This is a genomic window from Paenibacillus sp. J22P143 (genome assembly GCF_059692035.1).
The window spans coordinates 45,286-72,285 of the sequence record NZ_JCAUAQ010000007.1; the positions used below are offsets into that span (position 1 = coordinate 45,286).

Genomic DNA, 27,000 nt, shown 5'->3' on the forward strand with positions numbered 1-27,000 from the left:
CCCTTTAGTTCTTAAATCCACTTCATTTAAACGTGCATATGTTTACGGTAAAATGCGCTTTAAAACCGTCGCCGCTTCGGCCCGTGTTGATTGACCTTTCGGCTCAAATTTGCCCTCTTCGCGACCGCTGATCAGCTGCAGAGAAGCAGCCTCCCGCACGTACGGCAGAGCCCATGAATCCACATCCGCTTCGTCACTGAACGATGAAGACTTAATAATGTCTGCTGGTGCGCCATGGCTGATCGTGTATGCGCGCATCACCATAGTGACCATTTCTTCACGGGTGATCTGCTCGTTCGGAGCGAATGAATCGGCGGTCTTGCCGGTAACGATTCCTGCCTTCACCGCAATCGAAATCGGCTGTGCATACCAGTCACCAGAAGCTACGTCAGCAAACGTCTGACTGCCTACTTGCGTTAAATGTAGCCCGCGTACAAGCATTGCCGTAAATTCGGCGCGCGTTACCGAACGATCAGGCTCGAACGTATTCGCGCTCGTGCCGTTAATGATTTGTTTAGCTATCAATTCTTCAATCGATGCCCATGCCCAGTGACTGGACGGAACGTCGGTGAACGATTTTTTATATTCTAGCAATGCATACTTACTGAAGTGATGGATTTGCGCAACCATCTCACCATTCACGTACTTTCCGCCTATGTATTCCAGCGTACCATCGTCAGCGATGTAGTAGATCGCAGTCAGCTTCGGATCAAAACCTTCAGCTGGTTTCAAGTGGATTGTCAACGGCTTATTGAAGTTAGACAACTTCAATGATGTGCCGTCTTTTTGGACCACGGATAAGCTGAATTCGAATACTTGTCCGGACAACTGCAGCTGAGCCGCACTTGAGGTTTGTCCTTTATCCAACAAATGTTTCGCATCTGCATCAGCCATCGGCATAATGTTCAGTTCGATGGTGCTATCCTTCAATATATCCGCCGATACTATGCTCGCCAATTGACCGAGAACTTCCGGAGGAAGATCCAGCGTTAGTTTGTCCGTGTGAATTGCCAGCATATGATTGCCGAGCAGATTGCCGCTATTGGCTGGAAGCACGATCGACTTCACCTCACCGCTGATGGTAAGGTTCACTATACCGTTAACTGCTGGCTCTTTGATGTCTTCAACCGTTACCACCTTTGTCGTTTGACTGTTTGCTGGAACAGTAGGCGGTATTAATGTATCCGGTGGTGCCTGTACAGGCGGCGGAGCTGTATTGTCAACACTTTTCCTTGGGACAACCACTTGAATGTTACTTGTTAATGCTGTTGTATAGTCTGATATTTTGGTCACTTCCAAGACAAGTGTCACGGTTGTATCGGCAGTGGGAGGAATAATCGAGCCGTCCGTTCCAATGACATTGGTGTTGTCCGAGCTCTTGATCGCAACCGTAAAACCATCTGGTACAGTTGGAAGCGCCAGCGAAACTGCATTCATTGAAGGCGTCGGAATTGAGCTTATAGCTGCTGCTACATCCGCTGCACTTATTCTGTTGTCGCCATTCCCTGGGACAACCACTTGAATGCTACTTGTTATCGCTGTTGTATGGTCTGATATTTTGGTCACTTCCAAGACAAGCGTCACGGTTGTGTCGGCAGTTGGAGGAATAATCGAGCCGTCCGTTCCAATGACATTGGTGTTGTCCGAGCTCTTGATCGCAACCGTAAAACCATCTGGGACAGCTGGAAGCGCCAGCGAAACTGCATTCATTGAAGGCGTCGGAATTGAGCTTATAGCTGCTGCTACATCCGCTGCACTTGCGCTATTATCACCCTGAACCGATATCATCACAGAAACTTGTACATCGGATGTTTCCACCGTAAGTGAAGCAAGCTTTGAATCTATCAATTTTACACGCTTAAGAGTTATGTCCGCGGGGGCGTCGCCATTCGTCTTAAAAGTGATCGTCCCCAGATCCAGATTCCCGTGAATCCCCTGAGCGTTACCTATTTTCGTATACGCAAAGGTAAGTTGGTTCCCCTTAACAATCGGAGCTACCTGAAAACCTGATGTCGGAGCCGTCCAGCTGTCGTAAGTCAAATGTACGGAGTCAAACTCCAAGCTGGCTTCGTAAGCAAATACATCGTTTAAACCTTGTCCCGACAATGTAACCTGTATCCTATCCCCAGATCCAGGATTACTATTGTTAAGTGCTAGCTTAAAGTTAGGACTATGGTCCGTAGCTGACGCAGTCTGCGGCAAGACATAAACCAGGCAAAACAACAGCAATAAGTTAAGCAATTTATACTTCATGAGAATCCTACCTTCCAAGTTAGAATGCGCGGAGGTTTAGTCTTAAATGTTACTGATTCTGGACCTACAGATTCACTTGGATAATTGATGTTTGCAGCAGTAATCACTATTGTACCTACACTGATCGGCTTTACTAATTCGAGATCTGTGTAGTTCAACTGGACATTAGAGCTTGTCGTTCTTCTCATTAGCATGAAACATTCCCTTCCAAAATGTTAACTTTGAACATTTGAGGTAACATGCAAGTCATGATGATCGCCATCAAGCGTGAGCTGAATGCCAATTGCCCGTATTGCTTTCGTTGAGCGTCACTATGATCGGACTTAGAACGTTCGGAAGTGTTGTTATTTTCTGCATGGTTTTCTTGTGAGGTAGAATTAAATCTCATGAGGAAAGTTACGAATATTAGCTGTATTAATTAATTGAAAACGCTTTCTACAATTTCATCGTTCACCTCCCGTCTCTTAAATGTAAATATTTAGGGTGTGAAAATAAACTTCTTATCTCATTAATAAGTTCTATTTTCGAGAAAACAAGCAGTTCTCTTTTCATGCATTTGTTCTGTAATTACCAAAATAAGCCCTGGTTTAGTTAAATCCGCTTCTGCCCCACCTATGGATTGAGAAAACCTCTATCGAGGCCATTCAAAGATGTGCGACCGCGTTTGAAGTGGAGAGACTTTGGTCTCCGACCAAAGATCCCTATATATGGTTTTATCGCCAAATAGAAAGACGTTTTCGGGACCCGAAAACTTATACTTTCTATTGTGGTAATAAAAAACCGGACAGCGGCTATATGCCAACTGTCCAGTTTTTCATTACAAGCTTATTATCCAAGAATTATTCTAGCCAAAGCTGCCAAATCGCTAATATCCAACTTGTTGTCCTGGTTAAGATCATACATCTGGAGATCAGACCAATCCGAACGGCTGCTGGTTGCTCCATAATGAGCTGCCAATCTGGCCAAGTCTCCTATGCTTGCAGTCGTATTCACGGCTCCCGCAAATGCAACCAGCGCTGTGTTCAAATCAATAACAGCCTGATCCGCTTGCGCCTGCGTAGCCGTCACATCATTGGCAACTGTACGCGCACTGCTAATCGCCACGTTTAACGCATCGACTGCACTCTGTGAATAATGGCCCCATCGTGTCGAGCTAATCTTGGCTGTATCGACCTTCGTCTGTACAGCTGCAATCTCCGCATTCAGCGCTGTTTTGTCCACAACTGAAGCAGTAATCTGTACGTTGTAGACAGAAAGGCTATTTAATGGGGTTAGAATGCCATTTACATCAGCGACGACAGATTGCGTCACGTAAACGGCACTGCTCACGTCTTGGTTCAACTGCAGAGCCTGGAAGTTCAGCTTCAGAACGTCCATTGTTCCCGTAACGACGCCAGTCGGTCCTGCTGCTGCTGCAAGTAGTCTTACAATCCCATTAGAGTCTGATTCACCCACAACTGAAAAACCGTTAACGATTGACTCCGCAGACACATATCGCAATTGTCCCGGATCAAAGCTAATCGTCAGATCTTGGGCATATACACTTGCGATTACATTCGCAAAGCTATAAGTCAAACTTAGAGGAGCCCCGACTACTACGGAAGCTGGACCCGTCAATTGCGCCCCTTGATTGATTTGCAGCCCTGAAATAGCAATCTGCAAATTACTAGCCGCCGTATCGACCTGTGCTTGCGTCGCATTCGCGTCACCATTTACATTCACTGCAGTCATCAATGCAACTTGAAACAAAGACCATGTTGTTAGTGTATAAGTATTGCTATTCAGTGCTTGGGCTGCTGTAATCCCCGCACTAAGCATCGATTTGTCAGCAGTCACATGCTCGACCGTAACATTGACTTGAATTGCTGCACCTGATGTCGCAAAGCGGTTTCCATCGAAACCATTCCATGTAAACACATCTGCTCCTACATAATCAGTAGCTGGCGTATAGGTCAAGTTGGCAATATCGCTTGCGAGGAACACTTGATCTGCCACTACAGCTGCTCCACTTAACTTCAGTGTTCCATGGGCTGGCAGTGTAAGAATCTTGACACTGGTCAAAGCATCACCATCGAGATCACTGAAGCCAAAGTTTGTAACAGTAAGATTAACTACAGTGTTTTGCTGGGTCGCAAGCGTTGTGTCAGAAACTATTGGTAACTTATTCAATGAAATAGCAATAGTTTTGGTAACTGCATTCCCCAGATTGATACCATCATAGCCTACAATACTCAGGCCACGAGATCCAACACTTGGGGTTGTTAAATTGTTTTTGTACTGCACAGCTTGCAAAGCAGCCTGCCATTGAGCAGCAGTTGCACCACTTGCAGAAGAAAGAGTAAGAATACCTGCAGTTGCATCGTAGCTGCCTGCAATATCCCCCATAGTGCTAGGAGCATTGGTTAATTGTAATACATCTTCTGCACTCTTGAAGCCATCCACGATACTTACCATTACTTTTGCAGTATTGGGTATAGTGGCGGAATCCAAATCTTTAAAGGTAATACCACTGTCAACAGCTACACCATTTGTATCCGCATAGTATGTGGTCGCGTTGGTTGATGGTGTGATCGTAGGACCCATGGTGTTTAAAGAGGTGGTTACCGCTACATTGTCCCAGTACGTGGTTAAAGCTTTTGAAATTGCATTCTCCCACAAGTCACCTAGGGCAATGTAATTAGGAACTTCTGTCGTCCTTGGTTCTTGACGTACCCGCGTACCATCAATATACATATCTGTCGTAGTAGCTGGGGTAAAGTCAATCTTTAATTGATGCCATCCTGCTGATCTTGAAATTCCGGACGGAATAAATGAATTACTTGAAGTTGTAAGTGCACGAACACTATACTGTGTTGCTGACCCTTGCGCCGGAGATGTCCTATTGAACTGTCCTAGGAACCAAGAGTTCGCAGGAGCAGTACTACTTTTCACTTGTAAAACCTGATTAACAATAGCAGCGGTAGGATCAGCGTCGTAATACCAAGCAGTAACAACCTTGTTACGGAAATCCCATCCAGCTTGAGTCTGGTTAATCGCATTTAAGTTTCTGCCATCGTTACTTGGGGTAACAGCAGCAGTGCCAAAACTACTATAGCCATCAAAATTAAATTGATTAGTCGTAGCAGGTGTTGCTGCTACAATTCCAGCTGTTCCGGAAGTATTCGCCTTCCAAGGTCCCATTAAAGTAGGATTTGCACTGTTAGTTGTGTTAGCTTTTCCGCCAGACGTGTCTACTGGATCATTCTCGAAGTTGTCAAAGTAGTATGTCTTAATGACATTCACAAAAAAAGTCTTTGTGATGACTGTAGCACCATCCGTTACCTTAACGGTCACCGTGGACAAACCAACAGGAAGCGAACCACCAGTTGTAAAAGGCTGATTTGTACCAAGGGCATTTGTCACAGTCAAGGATACTTGCGGATTATTTCCGCCTCTGACTTTAGGAGCAAAGCTCACTACAGCACTGGTGTCTGTCGTTAGTGCCGTTCCCACTGTCAAGTTGTTTGGTACAATGAGGTCCAGCGGTGGTTTGAGAGTGGTTGTATCCACAACATTCACATTATCAAAGTTACCTGTACTGTTTTCCCCTGTGAAAAAGTCTCCCAACGCAACGGTGTTAAAAGAAGAAGCCTTGTTGGAATACCCTATCCAAGTTTGATCAATATATATATCCACGCCAGTACCAGATGAATAATTAAATGTAAGCGTATGCCAACCTGGCGTACGAGGAACGGTTGACGTTTGCCACACACCTGTGCCAAGTGTAATCGAGTAGTTCGTTGCAGAATTTGCAGTGTGGATACCTGCGCCATACATATAAGCAATCTTATCAAAGTTTGTTGCACCACTGCTGTCAACATGTGCAATAAGGCTCTTATTGCCTGCCGCCATGTCGTCATAGAAATCTACTGTTGCAACCTTTGCATAAGATGAGCTTAATACTCTATAGACTGCATTTTTGTCTACAGAGCCATCCAGTTTATAGCTATAGTTACCCTCTGACTTCATCGTTGAATCGAGAAGAGGCGTACCCAAGCCCCAAGTCCAGTTAGCAGGATGCCATGAATCTTCAAAGCCATTAAAGTATGTGCTGCCCGCTGGATTGACAGGAGTGTAAGCTGAATTCTCTGATAATCCCAACTCGTCAATGTAGCCTCTTAACGTGTTGGTACCACCTTTTTTCACATAGTAAGTCAAACTGGTATCATTCGGTCCAGTTGTAAAACTAATACTATGTGTAGGGCGGGCTGTCGAACCAGCGACACCAAAGGTTGAAGCCGTTGCTTGCTTTACAGGAGGATTCGTTGCAAGCCCCGTAATGCCCAATTCAAGATAGTCTGAGGCTGCAACTGGCGCTTGTTTGAATACGACGAAGTCCATAAACATACAAGTACGTGCCAAAGCCGCTGGGTTTGTGTTTGTAAACTTCAAGTAAATATCCGCTGATGCACCGGCTGCAGGTACGTTTGACAGCGTATTTATGGCCCTATAACCCCAACCCACATTACTACCCAGTGTCTGCGAAGCCATTAACACGCCACCTGCCGCTGGGTCACCCTTATACATCTCTATCTTACCAGCAGGGTTTTCAGAAGCAGTACCAAACATTACTTTGTCTACACCAGTTGCAAACTCAACATCTGGGAATTTTAGTGTAACAGATGAGCCTGCAATAAATGCGCCTTCTGAATTACGGAAAGGAAAAGAATCAGGAGCGGTTGCTGGTGTGACTGGAATTGCATCTGAATAGTATCTACGTTCACCCATTACCTTACCCCAAAGCGAGGCCGTGTACGTGGTGTTTGGCTTTACATTAACTGTTTGGGAAATCTGTTCGTTATTTTTTAGGACTGCACCTGTGTAGCCATCTTTTATAAGCATACCTTGGGCTTTTTGTCCACCGTTTCTAAAATCCCATGCGTTATGTGTAATAATAGATGGAGAACCTACGGTAGTCCAATTAGCCAATCCGTCCACAAAACCGCCGTTCTTTAGCAACTGTTGATAAGGTAAATTCTTCAACTGGAACGTTGGGTTAATGTTTGAAGCATTCGCCATATCATAGCCAGCAGTCCAAACTACTCCCGGCTGAACTGCGCCTTGTACAGCAAAACCAGTCGTGTGTCCATCTGTTACACCTGGAATTTCTATGCTTCGATACTGCTCAGGTGTTTTCAGTCTGAAATCGCCATTGGCTGGGTCTACAAAAATTGCGCCAACAACAGCATTCGTACCCGTAGTATTATACTGCTCAACTGCTCCACCAGCCGTTTGGGATTCTAATGTGCCACCCAAGATGTTACCCATGAGTACCGTTCCAAAAGATTCAAGTTGGTCAGCAGGGTCGCCCCAAGTGCCAAAACTATTTTGATTAGAGTTGTGAACTGTATTGTTTACAACAGTCATACGCTCGTTAGGCGTACTAAAAAGCATAGCAACTTTCGTGTTGTAGATAATGTTGTTATAGACTTTTAAGTTTCCAGACACGTTATCAGGATAGATCCCCTCTACGTTTGCCGAGTTAGGCACATCATAAAGAATATTGTGGTGAATTTCTGAACGGTCAAAGTCATGGTTGACAAGGTAAATGATACCGCCATCGTAGGAAATCTTCATCGTATCATGCATTTTGTTGTACTGAATGACGGAGCTTTGGAACTTACCGCCAATAGCTGCACGACCCACGTTATAGATCTCGTTGTGGCTAACCAGTTGATTGTAACCAAAGATACCTACACCATCTTGATAATAACCAAAAAGGTCAACATCGTGAATGTTGTTGTTGATTACCTTGTTGTCATGCCCCAACATTTTGATGCCGTAACCATACATGTCTTTGATTTCACAATCACGTACCATGTTGTTGTAGCCATCTAACTCAAACGATTTTGTAAGGCCATCTGTAAGCACACTCATTGTAAAAAGTTTGTTATAGGAATCTACTTTTTCGATAACAGCACCTTTGAATGTGTTGTCATGAGAGTTTTTAAAGTTCACTCCCGCAGAACGAATGTTAATACCTTGAATGGTAATATGTGAACGCCCGTCTAAGTTAAAAACATTCTCTCTGTTTTTGAACTCAACTTGACCGCTGCTTGGGTTAATAACCGTAGCGGAAGCATCTGTGAAGTACACATACAACTTACCGGCAGCAACATCTTTATACCACACTGCTGCGTTCGATGGTTTTGTAGCTGCGCCAGCAATAAGCTTAAGCGCTTGATAGCTGTTAGAAAGATACATACCAACGGCTACACCAAATGATTTTGGTGTGTATCCAGATAGCGGCCACTTAAAGGTGATTTGATTGGCCGTATTGCTAATAACTTCACCAGTCCCTGCAGAGTATCCATTGTTTGACGATGCATAAACGAGTGCACCTGTCCAAGCATTCGCTGTCATGCCAGTAAATCCACGTACATACTCGTTGTCATACGTTAAAAATTGTCCATCTGCATTCACAGTACCCGATGGGTCAACATCTGCATTTGCAGCAGTTACAAATTTTCCATACTTTGACTTGATTAAGAGTTCACTGTCTTTTATATATGGAAATCGTGCTGGGCTCATGGATACAGGGTTACCAGTCGAATCCGTGAAAAATGCAATGTTGCCGTTACCGCTATCAAAATTCCAAGACACATTAGCCTCAAAAATACCAGCATCTGCGGTTTCGGTCCATCCTGTCACCAAGTCGCCGCCGGACATGATAACTTTTTCACCGTTGTAGTTCTTAAATGTTACGTTGTTACTTGCAGGGGTAACCGTCTCGCGGTAAACACCAGCCTTAATCTCGACAGTGTCACCGCTAGTTGCCACAGTTGCGGCCTTTTGGATGGTTTTGAAAGCTGCTCCGGTTGTCAAACCATCGTTAGCATCACTACCATTTATACCATCAACGTAGTAGCTTGTTGCAGCTGCTGCTATTGTTGTTACCGGCATGGATAGAATGGGTGAACAAATCATTAGCAACGCTAACAATAGGGCAATCGTTTTGCGCGTTTTTATTGCAATTCCTTTCAGCATAAACTTACCTCCAAATAGAAAATAATGTTCACTTTGAAAAAAGGGGCAAGTCGAATGTACGCTTTCCTCACCCTTTTTTTGTCGTTCAACAAGCCCTACGTATTATTAAGATGTTAATTTAGCCAAAATTCGTGTCAAAATTGTTGCTGCTTCAGCACGTGACGGTGCCTGTACAGGAGGCGGAGCTGTATTGTCCACATTTTTCCTGGGACAACCACTTGCATGTTACTGACTTAGAACGTTCGGAAGTGTTGTTATTTTCTGGATGGTTTTCTTGTGAGGTAGAATTAAATCTCATGAGGAAAGTTACGAATATTAGCGGTATTAATTAATTGAAAACGCTTTCTAAAATTTCATCATTCACCTCCTGTCTCTTGATTGTAAATATTTAGGATGTGAAAATAAACTTCTTATCTCATTAAAAAGTTCTATTTTCGAGAAAACAAGCAGTTCTCTTTTCATGCATTTGTTCTGTAATTACCAAAATAAGCCACCCACCTCTAGATTAATAAAAAACTGGACAGCGGCTATATGCCAACTGTCCAGTTTCTCATTACAAGCTTATTATCCAAGAATTATTCTAGCCAAAGCTGCCAAATCGCTAATATCCAACTTGTTGTCCTGGTTAAGATCATACATCTGGATATCAGACCAATCCGAACGGCTGTTGGTTGCTCCATAATGAGCTGCCAATCTGGCCAAGTCGCCTACACTTGCAGACGTATTCACGGCTCCCGCAAATGCAACCAGCGCTGTGTTCAAATCAATAACAGCCTGATCCGCTTGCGCCTGCGTAGCGGTCACATCATTGGCAACTGTACGCGCGCTGCTAAGCGCCGCTTTTAACGCATCGACTGCACTCTGTGGATAATGTCTCCATAGTGTCGAGCTAACTTTTGCAGTATCGACTGCCGTCTGTGCTTCTGTAATTTTCAAATTTAATGCTGTCCTATCCACTTTTATTACAAGTCCCGCTATTGCTGCCTGCACATTTCCAACTGCCTCATCCACCTGAACCTGAGAAGCATTAGCGTCATCTCTTACGTTGACTGCTGCGGTCAAAAGTGTTTGCAGCGAAGTCCAGGATGCCGCTGTATAGTTGCTGCTATTAAGCGCCTGTGCAGCTGCAATCTGCGCATTCAGCACTGTTTTGTCTGCAGGCTGAACAGTAACCTGAACATTATAGACTGAAAAGCTGTTTAATGGCGTTTCAACGCCATTCAGATCAGCGACGACAGATTGCGTCACATAAACGGCACTGCTCACTGACTGGTTTACCTGCTGAGCCTGAAAGTTCAGCTGGAACATGTCCTTTGTTCCTGTAACAGTGCCATTCGATCCGGTTGCTGCTGCAAGCAGCCTTATTGTCCCGTTAACAACTGAGTCACCCACAATTGAGAATCCGTTAAGGAGTGAATCCGCAGACTCAAATCGCAATTGTCCCGGATCATAGTTAATGGTCAGATCCTGGGCATAAACACTCGTAGTGACATTCATCAAAGTATACGTCAAGCTTATAGGCTGCCCGCTTTGTACGGATGCCGGACCGGTTAATTGGACTCCCATTCCGGCTTTGACAGTTACTTGGATGCTGGTTGTCAATGGTACACTATTTGGATTTGCCACTCCTACTGGCAAAGTCACCGTTCCATTCACAGTGAAAGTTTGCGAAACTTTCTTCGCAGGATCGTAACTTGCAGCGTCTACATCCCAGGCCACGTTGGCGTTTATATTTCCGTTATTGGTTACCAAAGCGACTGTGGTTGGCAATGCGAGGGCTGCTGCCGTCTTCGCCGTTCCGTTCGCTGCATCAGTAATGGCAGGTGGCGTTGTTATGCTCACAAGATCTTTAGCAGCTTCGAATTCCGCCGTTACAATTAGATCGGCCTGCACATTGGCTGCCAAGTACTTGCCATTGGCCAACCCGACTTCATTGCCATTGACGAACGCTTTCTTGACCTTGTAGCCGTTGGCAGGGGCAAACGTAAACTCTACGTTTTGACCTGCTGTCACTTTGCCTGCTGTCGCTGTCGAAGAAATCGATCCGTTCGCTGATTGGTTAAGCGTTACGGAGTAATCCTTCAGTTTGAGAACACGGACATTATCGATCTTAATGTTATCTTTGCCGTAACCAAACCCGATCCCGCCGCTAGGAATCGAACTGTCCGTCGCCTCAGCGATCAGCACGCCATTCAAGTAGGTGCGAACAAGGTTCCCTTCATTCTCGAATCTCATTTTAAACAACGTACCTGCAGCAGGTTTGCCTGCATTGTTTACAGTAAAATATGTCGTCCAAACATCAGCGTTAGTTTTAACGAATTCGTACTTTTTATCATTTGAACGTACGATAAATTGGTAGAATTGTTTCTTCGTTCCGATTTTATTTGCTCTAGTAATCAGACCAAATCCGGAATAGGCTTCCGCCCCTGCTTGAAGCCCGCTGAAGGTAATGTCGGCTTCAACCGCATAATTTTTCCATTGTGAGTTACCTACCCCCACATAATACTCTCTCCAGTTGCCCGCCGGAATCCACTGTCCGTCCGTAACTACCGCATTTTCCGGTGTATTCTTCACTTTGGTTCCGTTAAGATCTGTCCAGAGATCACTAATCGAAGTGTCGAACGTATCACTAAACAGGATCTCCTGCGCTAATGTGGAATAGGTAATCGGATCGCTCATAGGGCCCTCGCCAGCCGTGGTGACGGCAGCAATCTTATAGGAATACGTTTTTTTCTCTACGACATTGCTGTCTAAATAGCCGTTTCCTGCAATATTTCCTGCTATCTTTACAAAATCAGCATCATTCTCGCCTTTTCTGTATACATTGACCGACGTATTCGGCATTGGATTCCACTTCGTGAGAACAGCACCGAAACTATTGATGACGGAGAACCCTTGCGGAACAACCGTCGGTGGCTGCTGAACATCGGTTGTGAAGGTTGTGACGCTACTCGTTTGCGGAGGCGCTAAATACTCACGAGTAGTGACTCGGCTATAATATTTCGTATTAAAATTAAGATCATTAATGGTAACGATCGATGATGATGTATCAATCGTTTTCACAATATTTGTGAAACTGGCATCGGTTGCAATTTCGAGCTTATACGCCGACGCGTTGTGAACCGTATTCCAATGAATGGTCGTTGGCATCGGAGCTTTGGTATCCCCGTCGACAGGTTGAATAATTGTCGGAGTTTCCGACCCCGGGAGGGCATACCCGCCGACCATTCGCTGAACGTCGTTCAATATTTTTTGACGTTGTGCATCGTAACCTGCCGGTACGGCTGGATAAGCTGCATAGGTGTTGTTGATCCATTTATTCGTGTAAGGTGCAAAGGATTTATCAATGGTTGCATTAAAATTCCCACTAGTAAGGTTGCTGTCAAGAGTAAACCCTAAGGCGCGATCATCCATATAGAGTCTAAACACCCAAGTTCTGGAGCCTTGCAGCTGTTCCTTCAAAATATTGTAAGCATACACATTTCCAAGACCGCTATACCAGGAATACAGAGCGCCGCCATCATCCATTGACTGAGAATAGTCATCCAGAATGTTGTACTCCGCTACGTTGCGCTCAGAGTGCTGATATTTTTGAGCAAGCCTGCCAATTGAAAAATATTCGCCGTTCACGCCGTCTTTCTCAGAAGCTGGAAGTTGATTCAACTCATTGAATCGAATGCCGTATTGATTTTTCCGTTCACCGAACAGATCGTATGCCGCGCGAGTGTTCGGTTTGGTTGCGCTGACGGAGTTTTCGTCAGTTCCTACAATTGAAATTCCGGCGTAAGGAGCACCTGCAATATAATTGTAGGCCAACGTGTTTTTACCGCTGCCGAACACGCTAATAGCCGGTGAATGCTGATAAGGGCCGACACCCATTTTGAAAACGGAGTTAAACATCACGGTATTGTTTTTGTTAACATCCGTTGTTCCCACGCCGTAACCCATGAACTGAACGCCACCGCTGCCAAGATCACTCAGTTGATTGTGAATGATCTCGTTGCGTTGCCCGTAGTGATTAACCGTGATGCCGTAAGATCCGGAATGCTTAACGCTGGAGTTGATGATTTTAATGTTTCTAGTTCCATCCAGGTAGATGGCCGCATCCGGATTTTCAGCATTTCGAATAATCCAGTCATCAGGAAACTCCGTCTCTGGAAGTCTATCCGTGTATTCGAAGCTGATCCCATCGAAAGTGAGATATTGGACAAGATTGGCGAACCCCTGTTCAACAGTATCCCCTTGAAGCTTCAGTAGTTCATAAGGTTTCGGTGCAACGATCTGATCTGTATTTATGGAGTTCGCATCTTTAGGCCAGTAATAAACCTTGCCTGCCTGACTGTCGATGCTCCACTCGCCCGGCTCATCCAAATATTTGAGAGCGTTCAGAATATTGTAGTAGCCTTCGTTTGTTCCAAAATGATCCGGCCAGAAGTTGGAAGGCACTTTGGATTGCAAATAACCGGTTTTAGTTGCCGGGTCTATATATTTGAGAAGAGGGATCGAGTTCCAGTACATGACGGGCAACAGCGCGACCTCAATATCCTGCTTCCCTTCAAGACCGTTCAACTCGCCGTTCCCGAATACGACTTTCGTCCCTTTTACAGGATCATACGAAATTGGAGCTCTGCCATAGAATATAGGCCAAGAACGCCAGTTACTCGTATTAAAAGATCTGGATACCTGCTGACGTTCACCGTTTACGTAGAGATCATGAAATCTCCATCCCGTTCCTACGTTGGCAACATATATTTTGCCCTGGGCAAGAGAGGACATCTCGCTCGAGTCCGCCGCTTTGCTCCACCCCGTAATCGGAACTTCACCTGTGATAATCGCTTTTCCGGCATTTCGCGCTTTATAAATAATCGGATTATCCCGGGTTCCGCTGTCTTCAGGCGTGAACGTGATCGTTTCTGGCGCGAAGTATTTGCCATCTTCTAAAATAACTGTAATTCCCCCATTTGGAATAACAGGAAGTGCTCTAATCGTATCTCTTGCTTTTTGAATCGTCTTAAATGGTGCTGCTTCTGTCCCTGCAGCTGTATCAGAACCATTTGGCGACACATAATAAAAGCTATTGCTGGTAGTTGAATAAACGGTAACATCACATGTTACAGGTTCACTAGGAAAACTTACGTGTGTAGCCGTAATGACTGTTGAACCTACACTGACCGGCTTTACTCTGCCGTTTGAGTCAACTGTAGCCACTGCTGGATTGCTGCTTGACCAAGTAACCTTACCATTTGCGCTTGGCTCAGTAAAAGAACCTACAGTAGCATATAATGGCGTTTCATAAGTATTACTAAGGTTTAATTCGAGGTCTGTGTAGTTTAATTGGACGTTAGCGCTTGTTGCTGCCGATACAGAAGCTGTAAACGAAACCATTGAGAAAAGTAGGCAGAACGCTAAAAGTGCAGACATTGTTCTTCTCATAAGAATGAACATACCCCTTCCGAAATACTAACTTTTGGACATAAACGTTAATATACGAGTCACGACTATCGCTGCTTCTGCGAGAAGATTTACCTGGGTGAAGAGAAATCCCCCCGATTGAAAACGCATCCATTACTAATAGCGGCCACTTAAAGGTGATTTGATTAGCCGTATTGCTAATAACTTCACCAGTCCCTGCAGTGAATCCATTGTTTGACGATGCATAAACGAGTGCATTGTAAATTCGGCGCGCGTTACCGAACAATCAGGCTAAAACGTATTCGCGCTCGTGCCGTTAATGATTTGCTTAGCTGTCAATTCTTCAATCGTGCCCATGCCCAGTGACTGGACGGAACGTCGGCGAACGATTTTTTAAATTCTAACAATGCATACTTACTGAAGTAACGGATTTGCGCAACCATCTCACCATTCACATACTTTTCGCCAATGTATTCCAGCGTACCATCGTCAAAGCGATGCTATCCTTCAATACATCCGCCGATATTAGGGGTATTAATTAATTGAAAACGCTTTCTACAATTTCATCGTTCACCTCCCGTCTCTTAAATGTAAATATTTAGGGTGTGAAAATAAACTTCTTATCTCATTAAAAAGTTCTATTTTCGAGAAAACAAGCAGTTCTCTTTTCATGCATTTGTTCTGTAATTACCAAAATAAGCCCCACCTATGGATTAATAAAAAACTGAACAGCGGCTATATGCCAGCTGTCCAGTTTTTCGTTACAAGTTTATTGTCCAAGAATTTTTCTGGCCATAGCTGCCAGGTCGACAATATCCAACGTGTTGTCGTTATTAAAGTCATACATTTGGAGCGAAGACCAATCCGGACGGCTGCTAGTTGCTCCATAATTACCTGCCAATATAGCCAAGTCACCTACCCTTGCAGTAGTATTTACGGCTGCCGCAAATGTAACCAGCGCTGTGTTCAAATCAATAACAGCCTGATTTGCTTGCGCCTGCGTGGCATTCGCATCATTGACAACTGTACGCGCGCTGCTAAGCGCTGCTTTCAACGCATTGACTGCACTCTGTGGATAATGTCCCCATAGTGTCGGGCTGACCTTGGCTGTATCGACTGCCGTCTGTGCTTCTGCAGTTTTTACATTTAGTGCAGTCATATCCGCTTTCAATACAAGTCCAGCTATGGCTGCATGCACATTTCCAGCTGCCGCATCCACCTGAACCTGCGAAGCATTCGCGTCATTTCTTACATTGACGGCTGCGGTCAAAACGGTTTGCAGTGAAGACCAGGATGCCGCTGTGTAGCTGCTGCTATTTAGCGCCTGTGCGGCAGCAATCCCCGCATTCAGCGCTGTTTTGTCCACATTCTGAACATTAATCTGAACATTGTAGACAGAAAGACTATTTAATGGCGTTAATATACCATAAACGTCAGCAACGACAGATTGAGTCACGTAAACAGCACTGCTCACTGATTGGTTCAGCTGCTGAGCCTGAAAGTTCAGCTTCAAAACGTCCATTGTTCCCGTAACAATGCCATTCGATCCTGCTGCTGCCGCAAGCAATCTTACAGTCCCAATAGAGTCAGATTCACCCACAACTGAAAAACCATTCACGACCGACTCCGCAGATATAAATCGCAATTGTCCCGGCTCAAAGCTAATCGTCAGATCCTGGGCGTAAACACTCGTAGTGACATTCACCAAGCTGTACGTTAAGCTAATAGATTGCCCGGTTACTACCGATACCGGACCGGTTAGTTGAACTCCTTTTCCAGCAGCGACAGTTACACTGATGCTGGTTGTCAATGGTACACTGTTTGGATTTGCCACTCCTGCCGGCAAAGTCACTGTTCCATTTACAGTAAATGTCTGCTCAATCCTCTTGGATGGGTCATAGCTTGAAGCACCTACATCCCATGTCACATTGGCGCTCACACTTCCTGAATCAGTAATTAGTCCTACAACAGAAGGTAAACCAAGCGCAACTGCCGTCTTAGCTGTTCCGTCCACTACGCCTGTGATTGCTGCGGGTGTTGTTATACTCATAAGTGTCTTGCTATTAGGTTCAAATTCTGCTGTTACTGATAAATCTCCCTGCACATTTGTTACCGTGAAACTGTTATTTGTCAAACTAACTACATTTCCGTTTACAATGGCATTTTTTACCTTGTAGCCATTAGCAGGTGTAAATGTTAACCCAACATTTCCTCCTGCTGTTACTTTTCCATTTACCGCATTTGAAGTTATGGTTCCATTCGTTGCTTGATTGATGGTTACGGCATAATCCTTAAGCTTAACGACTCGAACATTATCAACTCGAATCAATTCTTTGCCGTATCCAATGCCAATCCCGCCGCTTGTAAAAACAGAATCTGACGTTTCGCTAATCAAAACACCATTCAGATAGCCGCGTTGAATGTTGCCCACGTTCTCCACTCTCATTTTGAACGTCGTTCCTGCAACCGGTTTAGCGGCGTTGTTGACAGCACTAAGCATGACCCAATTACTGTCTTTTCTATGGTATTCATACTGGTAATTATTTCCGCGAATAATGAATTGGTAAAAATTATTAGTGGAACCGTTTTTCTTGGCTCTAGTAATCAGACCAAAACCGGAATAAGCTTCCGCCCCTGCCTGAAGCCCGTTGAAGATAAAGTCTGCTTCAACCGCATAATCTTTCCACTGGGTGTTGCCCAACTGCACATAGTACTCCTTCCAATTGCCACTCGACCAAGTGCCCGCTGGTACCCACTGACCATTCGTGACCCCCGCATTGGCCGCCGGCACAGCAGCACCGTTAAGATCTTTCCAGAGACTGCTAATCGAGGTGTCGAAAGTATCACTGAACATGATTTCCTGTCCTAGAATCGTAACACTGATTGGATCACTTAGAGGACTCTCGCCAAGTGTATTCACTGCTGAAACTTTATAAGTATAGGATTTATTCGCTTCAACACTGTTGTCGAGATATCCATTCCCAACAATATTTTGAGCTATTAACACAAAGTCCTGATCCGTCTCACCCTTACGATACACATTAACTTTTGTGTTTGTAAGCGGATTAATCGGATCCCATTTCATTAGAGCGGCACCAATACTATTGGTTACCGTAAAGCCTTGCGGAGTTTCGAGTGTTATAATCGATGGGTCTGTTACCTTCGCAGTAATCTGTTTCGTGAGTGTCTCACCCGAAACATTGGCCGTAATTACGATTGCAGTAGTACCATTTTTCTTCGCTTCTACTCTTCCGCTTGCATCAACAGTAGCAATGGAAGGATCAACTGCACTATAAACGAAGTTTACATCGCCTAACATCTTACCGCCTGCCGTTTTTATCATTGGATTAACGAGAGCAGCTTCATTCTTTGTAATCTTAAGCGCAATATTATCTGCTTCAATCGCATTTGGCGTATCCCCAGCATAAACGGTGTAACTGTCTGTCTTTCCTCCGTAGCTTGCAGTAATGATTGCCGCACCGTTACCGATGGCCGTTGCAAGACCCGTATTAGAAACAGTAACTGCCCCTGGATTGCTGCTTGAGAATGTTACACCCGTCAGATTATCAAGTGCATAGTTCTTTACAGTTCTTGCGTAAACCGCAAGCTGAACAGTTCTCCCAACAGGAAGTGCTGTCGCTGACTGCGTGTTATTGGTTGCAGTTATAAACAATGTTTTAACATTATCGTTGCTTGCAAACTTATAATCAGGAAGAAGTCCGATCTTGCTTGACTCAATAGAACGAATTCCCTGTGCAAATGCAGGAGAATTAGCATTCAATCGGTAGTCTCTGTTTGCCGTATCTTTGAAGTTCGGATCTGCAAGTACGCTATCCTTATCATATTTACCTGTATTGTTGGCAGCTGACTTCCATTGGTCCAGACTCAGGTTTTGGCCAATAATCTGGAAGATTGGTGCACCCAACTTATTGAAATATACATTTTTATTCATAGTTCCCATAGATTCAAGAGCTTTCGTTCCGGATACATTATAAGAACCATCATCAAACTTCAGCATGACTCTATCGCCATTTCCTGTATTGCTCCATGTACCGTTTGAATTCAGAGTTCCTGGAGCATCGGAATAGACAATATTCTTCTCAAATACCATGCCGCCAGACGGTTCAATGTATGGGCCAACGTTTACCGCGCCGTTATATTCGTAACCTATATCAAATACGTTGTTCGATACATAGTTGGATATACTCTTCATCATCGTTCCCGCATTTACAGCAACAGCATTTTCATCATATACGATGTTATTGGTCACCATGGTATGATGCGTTGCATCATCCGTGAAAATACTGTGACCTCTCCATCCCGTGGTTGCCACACCTCGATATGCATTATAAATGATGTTGTGATCAATGCGGTTATCTCTGCCGATGCCCCATCCTTCGACACCGCCGCCATCACCAGAGCGCATACCTGTGTTGTAGATCGTATTGTAGCCGATATAATTTCTTGTTGTCTGATTGTACTTATAGTGATCCTCAAACGGAACACCAGTAACGCCATTTGCTGCAAAAACGCCGTAACGGATACCTTTCATGGAGATGCCATAACGCGGAACGCCCGAAATGTTGTTATGGGTGATCTGATTCTCTCCGCTGTTCATTAAATAGATGCCTGAGCCGTGCCCAACAAATTTGCCTACATTTTTAATTTCATTGTTGGATATCACATTGTTTTTATTAAAATATTTCAAACTTCCCGGATTCTCACCAATAAGAAACATTCCTGCATAGCCAGTATCCTCAATGTAGTTGCCATATATCGTGTTGTTCTGACCATAATGATTGATGACAACTCCCATGTAACCGGCATTTGTCAATTTAGAATCACGAACCTCAATATTCTCCGTATAATCAAGATCAACAAGTCCTTTGAGATTATCAGGATATTCGGCTGTCTGATCGCCATTATGACCAGCATGTGCAATTAGATTTGCGCCAAAATCATTCATTGTAAGATTCATGCCTTGAATAATAATGTTCTTTACACGGTTTGCCTCTGTACCCTTAAGGTAGAAGATCCTGTCGGTTGTAGGCGCAATGATTTCGTGACCGGTCAAATCGGAAGCGTCAAGAGGCTTATAGTAAAGTGTATTGGCCGAAATAGCCCATTCTCCGGGTTGATCAATATATTCCTTTGCACCCTGTAAATACTCTAGATTACCACTGTATGCGCCCTTTGCAATATCTGTTGTAACAGACGAGCCACTAAGGGTATTTACTTTTAACACTTCACCAAACCAACTGGTGGCATTACCGTAGCTTGCCTGTAAATGACTTTTATCAGCCACTGCAATACTCTGCCAGTTCGTTGCCTTTGCATTGGTAAGACGCACACTATTGTCAAATAGAGCCCAGAAATTGTTTCTTCCTGTGATATCAGCTTCGTAGATGCCGTTGCTGTCGGTATCTGTCCATCCTGTTATCGGTTTGCCTCCGACTATACTTACATTTTCATTATTATAGCTTGAATAAATAACCTTAAATCCATTGTTGCCAGAATCTGTTTCATCAAGCTTTATTGCATCAGTTAAATAATAGGTTCCACCTCTTACGTAGACATGCACATCCTTAGTTAACCCTGCTGCAAGGTTGGTTTTTACTGCGTTTTTAGCCTTTTCAATGGATGCAAAAGGATTTTCAATTGAACCATCGCCTGTAATATCGCTTCCTGAGGTAGAAACATAGTAATTACCAGTGGGTGTTTCTGCAGCCGAAACTGGAATTGTACAAGTAAACGCTGAAAATATCATGCTAAATGCAAGAGATGCAGAAACTGCTTTGCTCTTTATCATCCCATTACCATTCCTTCCCAAAGCCGATCCTTTGATACCGTTTGTAAAAAAAATTGTCATTGTATAGCTCCCTTCGTTGCTAAATCTACTTCATTTAAACGTTTATTTGCTTACGGTAAAATGCGCATCAAAACCGTCGCCGCTTCGGCCCGTGTTGTTTGACCTTTTGGCTCGAATTTGCCCTCTTCGCGACCGCTGATCAGCTGCAGAGAAGCAGCCTCCCGCACGTACGGCAGTGCCCATGAATCCACATCTGCTTCGTCATTGAACGAGGAAACCTTCGTAATGTCTGCTTGTGCGCCATGGCTGATCGCGTATGCACGCATCACCATTGTAACCATTTCTTCACGCGTGATCAGCGCGTTCGGAACGAATGAATCGGCGGTCTTGCCGGTAACGATACCTGCCTTTACCGCAATCGAGATCGGCTGTTCGTACCACTCACCTGGAACTACATCGGCAAACGTCTGACTGCCTGCTTGCGTTAAATTTAGCCCGCGCACGAGCATTGCCGTAAATTCGGCGCGCGTTACCGAACGATCAGGCTCAAACGTATTCGCGCTCGTGCCGTTAATGATTTGTTTAGCTGTCAATTCTTCAATCGATGCCCATGCCCAGTGACTGGAAGGAACGTCGGTGAACGATTTTTTAAATTCTAACAATGCATACTTACTGAAGTGATGGATTTGCGCAACCATCTCACCATTCACATACTTTCCGCCAATGTATTCCAGCGTACCATCGTCAGCGATGTAATAGATCGCAGTCAGCTTCGGGTCAAAACCCTCAGCTAGTTTCAAGTAGATCGTCAAAGGCGTATCGAAGTTGGACAATTTCAACACTGTTCCGTCTTTTTTGACCATGGATAAGCTGAATTCGAGAACTTGTCCGGACAACTGCAGCTGAGCCGAACTTGAGGTTTGTCCTTTATTCAACAAAAGTTTCGCATCTGCATCGGACATTGGTGTAACATTCAGTTCGATTGTGCTATCCTGCAATTCATCCCCAGATACTTTGCTCGCCAATTGCTCGAGAACCTCCGGAGGAAGATCCAGCGTAAGTTTGTCTGTTTGAATCGAGAGCTTATTATTGCCGAGCAGATTGCCGCTATTAGCTGGAAGGACGATCGAATTCACATCGCCGCTGACGGAAATGTTCACTTTGCCGTTTTCCGCTGGCTTGCTGATGTCGTTAACTAACACGACATGCTTCGTTGGACTGTAGTCTGTTGATGCAGGTGGCGGTGTTACCGGTGGGGTAACCGGTGGTGCAACTGCCGAAATCATCGCAGAAGCTTGTACATTCGATGTCTGCACCGTAGTGGAGCCAAGCTGTGAATCTACCACTTTTACGCTCTTTAGCGTTATGTTCGCAAGGCCGTTGCCTTTCGTCTTAAAAGGTATCGTACCCAACTCCAGATTCCCATTAACTCCCGGGCTGCTTCCAGTTTTCGTAAACGCAAAAATAAGTTGGTTACCCGAAACCATCGGCTCTACCGAATAACCTGATGTCGAAGCTATCCAGCTGGCTTTGTCGTATGTCAAATGTGCGGAGTCAAACTCCAAAGTGACTTCGTAAGCATATAAATCGGTTACATCTTTCCCCGACACCGTAACCTGTATCAAATCCCCAGATTTAGGATTGCTGTTGTTAAGCGCTAGCATAAAGTTAGGGCTATGATCCGCAGCTGACGCAGTCTGCGGCAAGACATAAACCAAGCATAACAACAGCATCAAGTTAAGCAATTTGTATTTCAAGAGAATCCATCCTTCCAAGTTAGAATACGAGGAAGGAATGGCTTCCTCCCTCACATTCTCCCGTTCAAGAAATTACTGTCCAAGAATTTTTCTGGCCAAAGCTGCCAGGTCAATAATATCCAACTTGTTGTCGTGATTTAAGTCATACATTTGCAGCAAACGCCAATCTGGACGGCTGCTAGTTGCTCCGTAACTACCCGCCAATCGGGCCAAGTCGCCTACGTTTGCGGTCGTGTTTACCGCTCCAGCAAATGTAACGATCGCTGTGTTTAGATCAGCTACAGCCTGATCCGTTTGTGCCTGCGTAGCAGTCACATCATTGGCAACTATACGCGCGTTGCTGAGCACCGCATTTAACGCATTGACTGCACTCTGTGGATAATGTCCCCATAGTGTCGAGCTAACTATCGCGTTATCGACCGTCGTCTGTGCGGTTGCAATCACCGTATTCAGCGCTGTTTTGTCTACAACCTGTTTTGTAACCTGAACATTATAGACTGAAAAGCTGTTTAATGGCGTTTCAACGCCATTCAGATCAGCAACGACAGATTGCGTCACATAAACGGCACTGCTCACTGACTGGTTCACCTGCTGAGCCTGGAAGTTCAGCTTGAACATGTCCTTTGTTCCTGTAACAGTGCCATTCGATCCTGCTGCTGCTGCAAGCAGCCTTACTGTCCCGTTAACAACTGAGTCACCCACAATTGAAAATCCGTTAACGAGTGAATCCGCAGATACAAAGCGCAATTGTGCCGGATCATAGTTAATGGTCAGATCCTGGGCGTAAACACTCGTAGTGACATTCATCAAAGTGTACGTCAAACTGATAGGCTGCCCGCTTTGTACGGATGCCGGACCGGTTAATTGGACTCCCATTCCGGCTTTGACAGTTACTCGGATGCTGGTTGTCAATGGTACACTGTTTGGATTTGCCACTCCTACTGGCAAAGTCACCGTTCCATTGACAGTGAAAGTTTGCGAAACTTTCTTCGCAGGATCGTAACTTGCTGCGTCTACATCCCAGGCCACGTTGGCGTTTATATTTCCGTTATTGGTTACCAAAGCGACTGTGGTTGGCAATGCGAGGGCTGCTGCCGTCTTCGCCGTTCCGTTCGCTGCATCAGTAATGTCTAATGGCGTTGTTATGCTCACAAGATCATTAGCAGCTTCGAATTCCGCCGTTACGATTAGATCGGCCTGCACATTGGCTGCCAAGTACTTGCCATTGGCCAACCCGACTTCATTACCATTGACGAACGCTTTCTTGACCTTGTAGCCGTTGGCAGGGGCAAACGTAAACTCTACGTTTTGACCTGCTGTCACTTTGCCTGCTGTCGCCGTCGAAGAAATCGATCCGTTCGGTGATTGGCTCAGCGTTACGGCGTAATCCTTTAGTTTGAGAACACGAACATTATCGATCTTAATGTTATCCCTGCCGTATCCAATTCCAATCCCGCCGCTTGCAAACGAACTATCCGTCGTTTCACCGATCAGAACACCATTCAAATAGATACGGACAATGGTCCCTTCGTTCTCGAATCTCATTTTGAACAACGTACCTGCAGCAGGTTTGCTAGTATTGTTTACAGAAAGAAATGTCGTCCAATTACCGGCGTTACTTTTAAGGAATTCGTACTGCGTATTATTGGAACGAACGATGAATTGGTAAAATAATTTACCGCTAGATCCGGTTTTACTCGCTCTAGTAATTAGACCAAATCCGGAATAAGCTTCCGCCCCTGCCTGAAGCCCGCTGAAGGTAATGTCGGCTTCAACCGCATAGTTTTTCCATTGGGAGTTACCTACCCCCACATAATACTCCCTCCAGTTGCCCGCCGGAATCCACTGTCCGTCCGTAACTACCGCATTGGCCGGCGTATTCTTCACAGGAGTTCCATTAAGATCTGTCCAGAGATCGCTAATCGAAGTATCGAACGTATCACTAAATAGGATCTCCTGCGCTAACGTGGAATAAGTGATCGGATCGCTCATAGGGCCCTCGCCAGCCGTGGTGACGGCAGCAATCTTATAGGAATACGTTTTTTTCTCTGTGACATTGCTGTCTAAATAGCCGTTTCCTGCAATATTTGCTGCTATCTTTACAAAATCAGCGTCATTCTCGCCTTTTCTGTATACATTGACCGACGTATTTGGTATCGGATTCCACTTCGTGAGAACAGCACCGAAACTATTGATGACAGAGAACCCTTGCGGAACAACCGTCGGCGCTTTCTGGACATCGGTTGTGAAGGTTGTGACGCTACTCGTTTGCGGAGGCGCTAAATACTCACGAGTAGTGACGCGACTATAATATTTCGTATTAAAATTAAGATCATTAATGGTAACAATCGATGATGATGTATCAATCGTTTTCACAATATTTGTGAAACTGGCATCCGTTGCAATTTCGAGCTTATACGCCGACGCGTTGTGAACCGTATTCCAATGAATGGTGGTTGGCATCGGAGCTTTGGTGTCCCCATCGACAGGTTGAATAATTGTCGGCGTTTCCGACCCAGGGAGGGCATACCCGCCGACCATTCGCTGAACGTCGTTCAATATTTTTTGACGTTGCGCATCGTAACCTGCCGGTACGGCTGGATAAGCTGCATAGGTGTTATTGATTCTCCGATTCGAGTATGGTGCAAAAGATTTATCGATCGTTGCGTTAAAATTACCGCTGGTAAGGTTGTTTTCTAGCGTATATCCGATCGCGCGATCATCCATATACAACCAGAATACCCACGTTCTTGCTCCCTGTAGCTGTTCCTTCAAAATATTATAAGCGTACACATTTCCAAGACCGCTATACCAGGAATATAGTGCACCGCCATCATCCATCGACTGAGAATAGTCTTCTAGAATGTTGTACTCCGCTACGTTGCGCTCGGAGTGTTGATATTTTTGAGCGAGCTTGGCAATAGAAAAATATTCGCCGTTCACGCCGTCTTTCTCAGAAGCTGGAAGTTGATCCAACTCATTAAATCGAATGCCGTATTGATTTTTCGTTTCTCCGAACAGATCGTATGCCGCCCGTTTGTTCGGGTTGGTTGCGCTGACGGAGTTCTCGTCTGTACCTACAATTGAAATCGCCGCATAAGGAGCGCCTGCAATATAATTGTAGGCCAAGGTGTTTTTACCGCTGCCGAACACGCTAATAGCTGGAGAATGCTGATAAGGGCCGACGCCCATTTTGAAAACGGAGTTAAACATCACTGTATTGTTCTTGTTGACATCCGTTGTTCCTACGCCGTAACCCATGAACTGAACGCCGCCGCTGCCAAGATCGCTCAGTTGATTGTGAATGATCTCGTTGCGTTGCCCGTAGTGGTTAACCGTAATGCCGTAAGATCCGGAATGCTTAACGCTTGAGTTGATGATTTTAATGTTTTTAGTTCCATCCAGGTAAATAGCCGCATCCGGATTTTCGGCATTTCGAATAATCCAGTCACTAGGAAATTCGTTCTCAGGAAGTCTGTCCGTATATTCGAAGCTGATCCCGTCGAAGGTAAGGTATTGGACCAGATTGGCGAAATTTTGTTCCACTTTGTCCCCTTGAAGCTTCAATAGCTCATAGGGTTTCGGCGCAACGATCTGATCTGTATTTATGGAGTTCTCATCTTTAGGCCAGTAATAAACCTTGCCTGTCTGGCTGTCGACGCTCCACTCGCCCGGCTGATCCAAATATTTCAGCGTGTTCAGAATATTATAGTAGCCATATTCAAAATGATCTGTCCAGAAGTTGGAAGGCACTTTGGATTGCAAATAACCGGTTTTCGTTGCCGGATCTATAGATTTGAGAACAGGGATACTGTTCCAGTAAATCACTGGCAGCAGCGCAACCTCTACATCTTGCTTTCCATTCAGCCCGTCCAGTTCACCATTTCCGAATACGACTTTCGTCCCTTTGACAGGATCATAAGAAATAGGAGCCCTGCCTTTGAAAAGAGGCCAAGAACGCCATTCACTCGAGTTATAGGATCTGGACACCTGCTGACGCTCGCCGTTTACGTAGAGATCATGAAATCTCCATCCCGTTCCTACGTCGGCAACATATACTTTGCCCTGGGCAAGAGAGGACATCTCGCTCGAGTCCGCCGCTTTGCTCCACCCTGTAATCGGAACTTCACCTGTGATAATCGCTTTTCCGGCATTTCGCGCTTTATATATAATCGGATTATCCCGGGTTCCGCTGTCTTCAGGCGTGAACGTGATCGTTTCTGGCGCGAAGTATTTTCCATCTTCTAGAATAACTGTAATTCCCCCATTTGGAATGACAGGAAGCGCTCTAATCGTATCTCTTGCTTTTTGAATGGTCTTAAATGGTGCAGCTTCTGTACCTGCAGCTGCATCTGAACCATTTGACGACACATAATAAAAGGTATTGCTGGTAGTTGAATAAACGGTAACATCGCATGTTACGGGTTCACTAGGAAAACTTACGTGTGTAGCCGTAATGACTGTTGAACCTACACCGATCGGCTTTACTCTGCCGTTTGAGTCAACTGTAGCCACTGCTGGATTACTGCTTGACCAAGTAACCTTTCCATTTGCGCTTGGCTCGGTGTAAGCACCTACAGTAGCATATAATGGCGTTTCATAAGTATTACTAAGGTTTAATTCGAGGTCTGTGTAGTTTAATTGGACATTAGAGCTTACTGTTGCCGATACAGAAGCTGTAAACGTAACCATTGAAAAAAGTAGGCAGAACGCCAAAAATGCAGACATTGTTCTTCTCATAAG

At 44.9% G+C, this 27,000-nt stretch carries 7 protein-coding genes; all 7 read right to left on the reverse strand.

Annotated features, from left to right (window positions below):
- Positions 1-42: 42 nt before the first annotated feature.
- The 7 genes from AC58PQ_RS13620 to AC58PQ_RS13650 all read right to left on the reverse strand — a co-directional run bounded on the left by AC58PQ_RS13620 (position 43) and on the right by AC58PQ_RS13650 (position 26,997).
- Entirely contained in the window at positions 43-2,253 is a 2,211-nt protein-coding gene (locus tag AC58PQ_RS13620; RefSeq protein WP_497242463.1) for an S-layer homology domain-containing protein, read from the reverse strand.
- Entirely contained in the window at positions 2,250-2,447 is a 198-nt protein-coding gene (locus tag AC58PQ_RS13625; protein ID WP_497242464.1) for a hypothetical protein, read from the reverse strand. The genes AC58PQ_RS13620 and AC58PQ_RS13625 overlap by 4 nt, the downstream gene beginning before the upstream one ends.
- A 634-nt stretch (positions 2,448-3,081) precedes the next feature.
- Positions 3,082-9,279, reverse strand: coding sequence for a right-handed parallel beta-helix repeat-containing protein (locus tag AC58PQ_RS13630; protein WP_497242465.1), 6,198 nt, complete (start codon positions 9,277-9,279; stop codon positions 3,082-3,084).
- Positions 9,280-9,843: 564 nt separating this feature from the next.
- Entirely contained in the window at positions 9,844-14,712 is a 4,869-nt protein-coding gene (locus AC58PQ_RS13635) for an Ig-like domain-containing protein (RefSeq protein WP_497242466.1), read from the reverse strand.
- A gap of 748 nt (positions 14,713-15,460) precedes the next feature.
- On the reverse strand, positions 15,461-20,560 hold the full coding sequence (locus tag AC58PQ_RS13640; RefSeq protein ID WP_497242467.1) for a right-handed parallel beta-helix repeat-containing protein: 5,100 nt from the start codon (positions 20,558-20,560) through the stop codon (positions 15,461-15,463).
- A 50-nt stretch (positions 20,561-20,610) separates the two neighbouring features.
- Positions 20,611-22,257, reverse strand: a complete 1,647-nt coding sequence (locus tag AC58PQ_RS13645) for an S-layer homology domain-containing protein (RefSeq protein ID WP_497242468.1) — start codon at positions 22,255-22,257, stop codon at positions 20,611-20,613.
- 72 nt (positions 22,258-22,329) lie between these two features.
- Positions 22,330-26,997 carry an Ig-like domain-containing protein gene (locus tag AC58PQ_RS13650; protein ID WP_497242469.1) on the reverse strand — a complete coding sequence of 1,556 codons (4,668 nt, stop codon included), beginning with the start codon at positions 26,995-26,997 and terminating at the stop codon, positions 22,330-22,332.
- Positions 26,998-27,000: the final 3 nt, after the last annotated feature.

Bases quoted from the DNA above. Each gene is read 5' to 3' on its own strand.
- AC58PQ_RS13620 (WP_497242463.1), bottom strand. From the start codon at position 2,253: ATGAAGTATAAATTGCTTAACTTATTGCTGTTGTTTTGCCTGGTTTAT.
- AC58PQ_RS13625 (WP_497242464.1), bottom strand. From the start codon at position 2,447: ATGCTAATGAGAAGAACGACAAGCTCTAATGTCCAGTTGAACTACACA.
- AC58PQ_RS13630 (WP_497242465.1), bottom strand. From the start codon at position 9,279: ATGCTGAAAGGAATTGCAATAAAAACGCGCAAAACGATTGCCCTATTG.
- AC58PQ_RS13635 (WP_497242466.1), bottom strand. From the start codon at position 14,712: ATGAGAAGAACAATGTCTGCACTTTTAGCGTTCTGCCTACTTTTCTCA.
- AC58PQ_RS13640 (WP_497242467.1), bottom strand. From the start codon at position 20,560: ATGACAATTTTTTTTACAAACGGTATCAAAGGATCGGCTTTGGGAAGG.
- AC58PQ_RS13650 (WP_497242469.1), bottom strand. From the start codon at position 26,997: ATGAGAAGAACAATGTCTGCATTTTTGGCGTTCTGCCTACTTTTTTCA.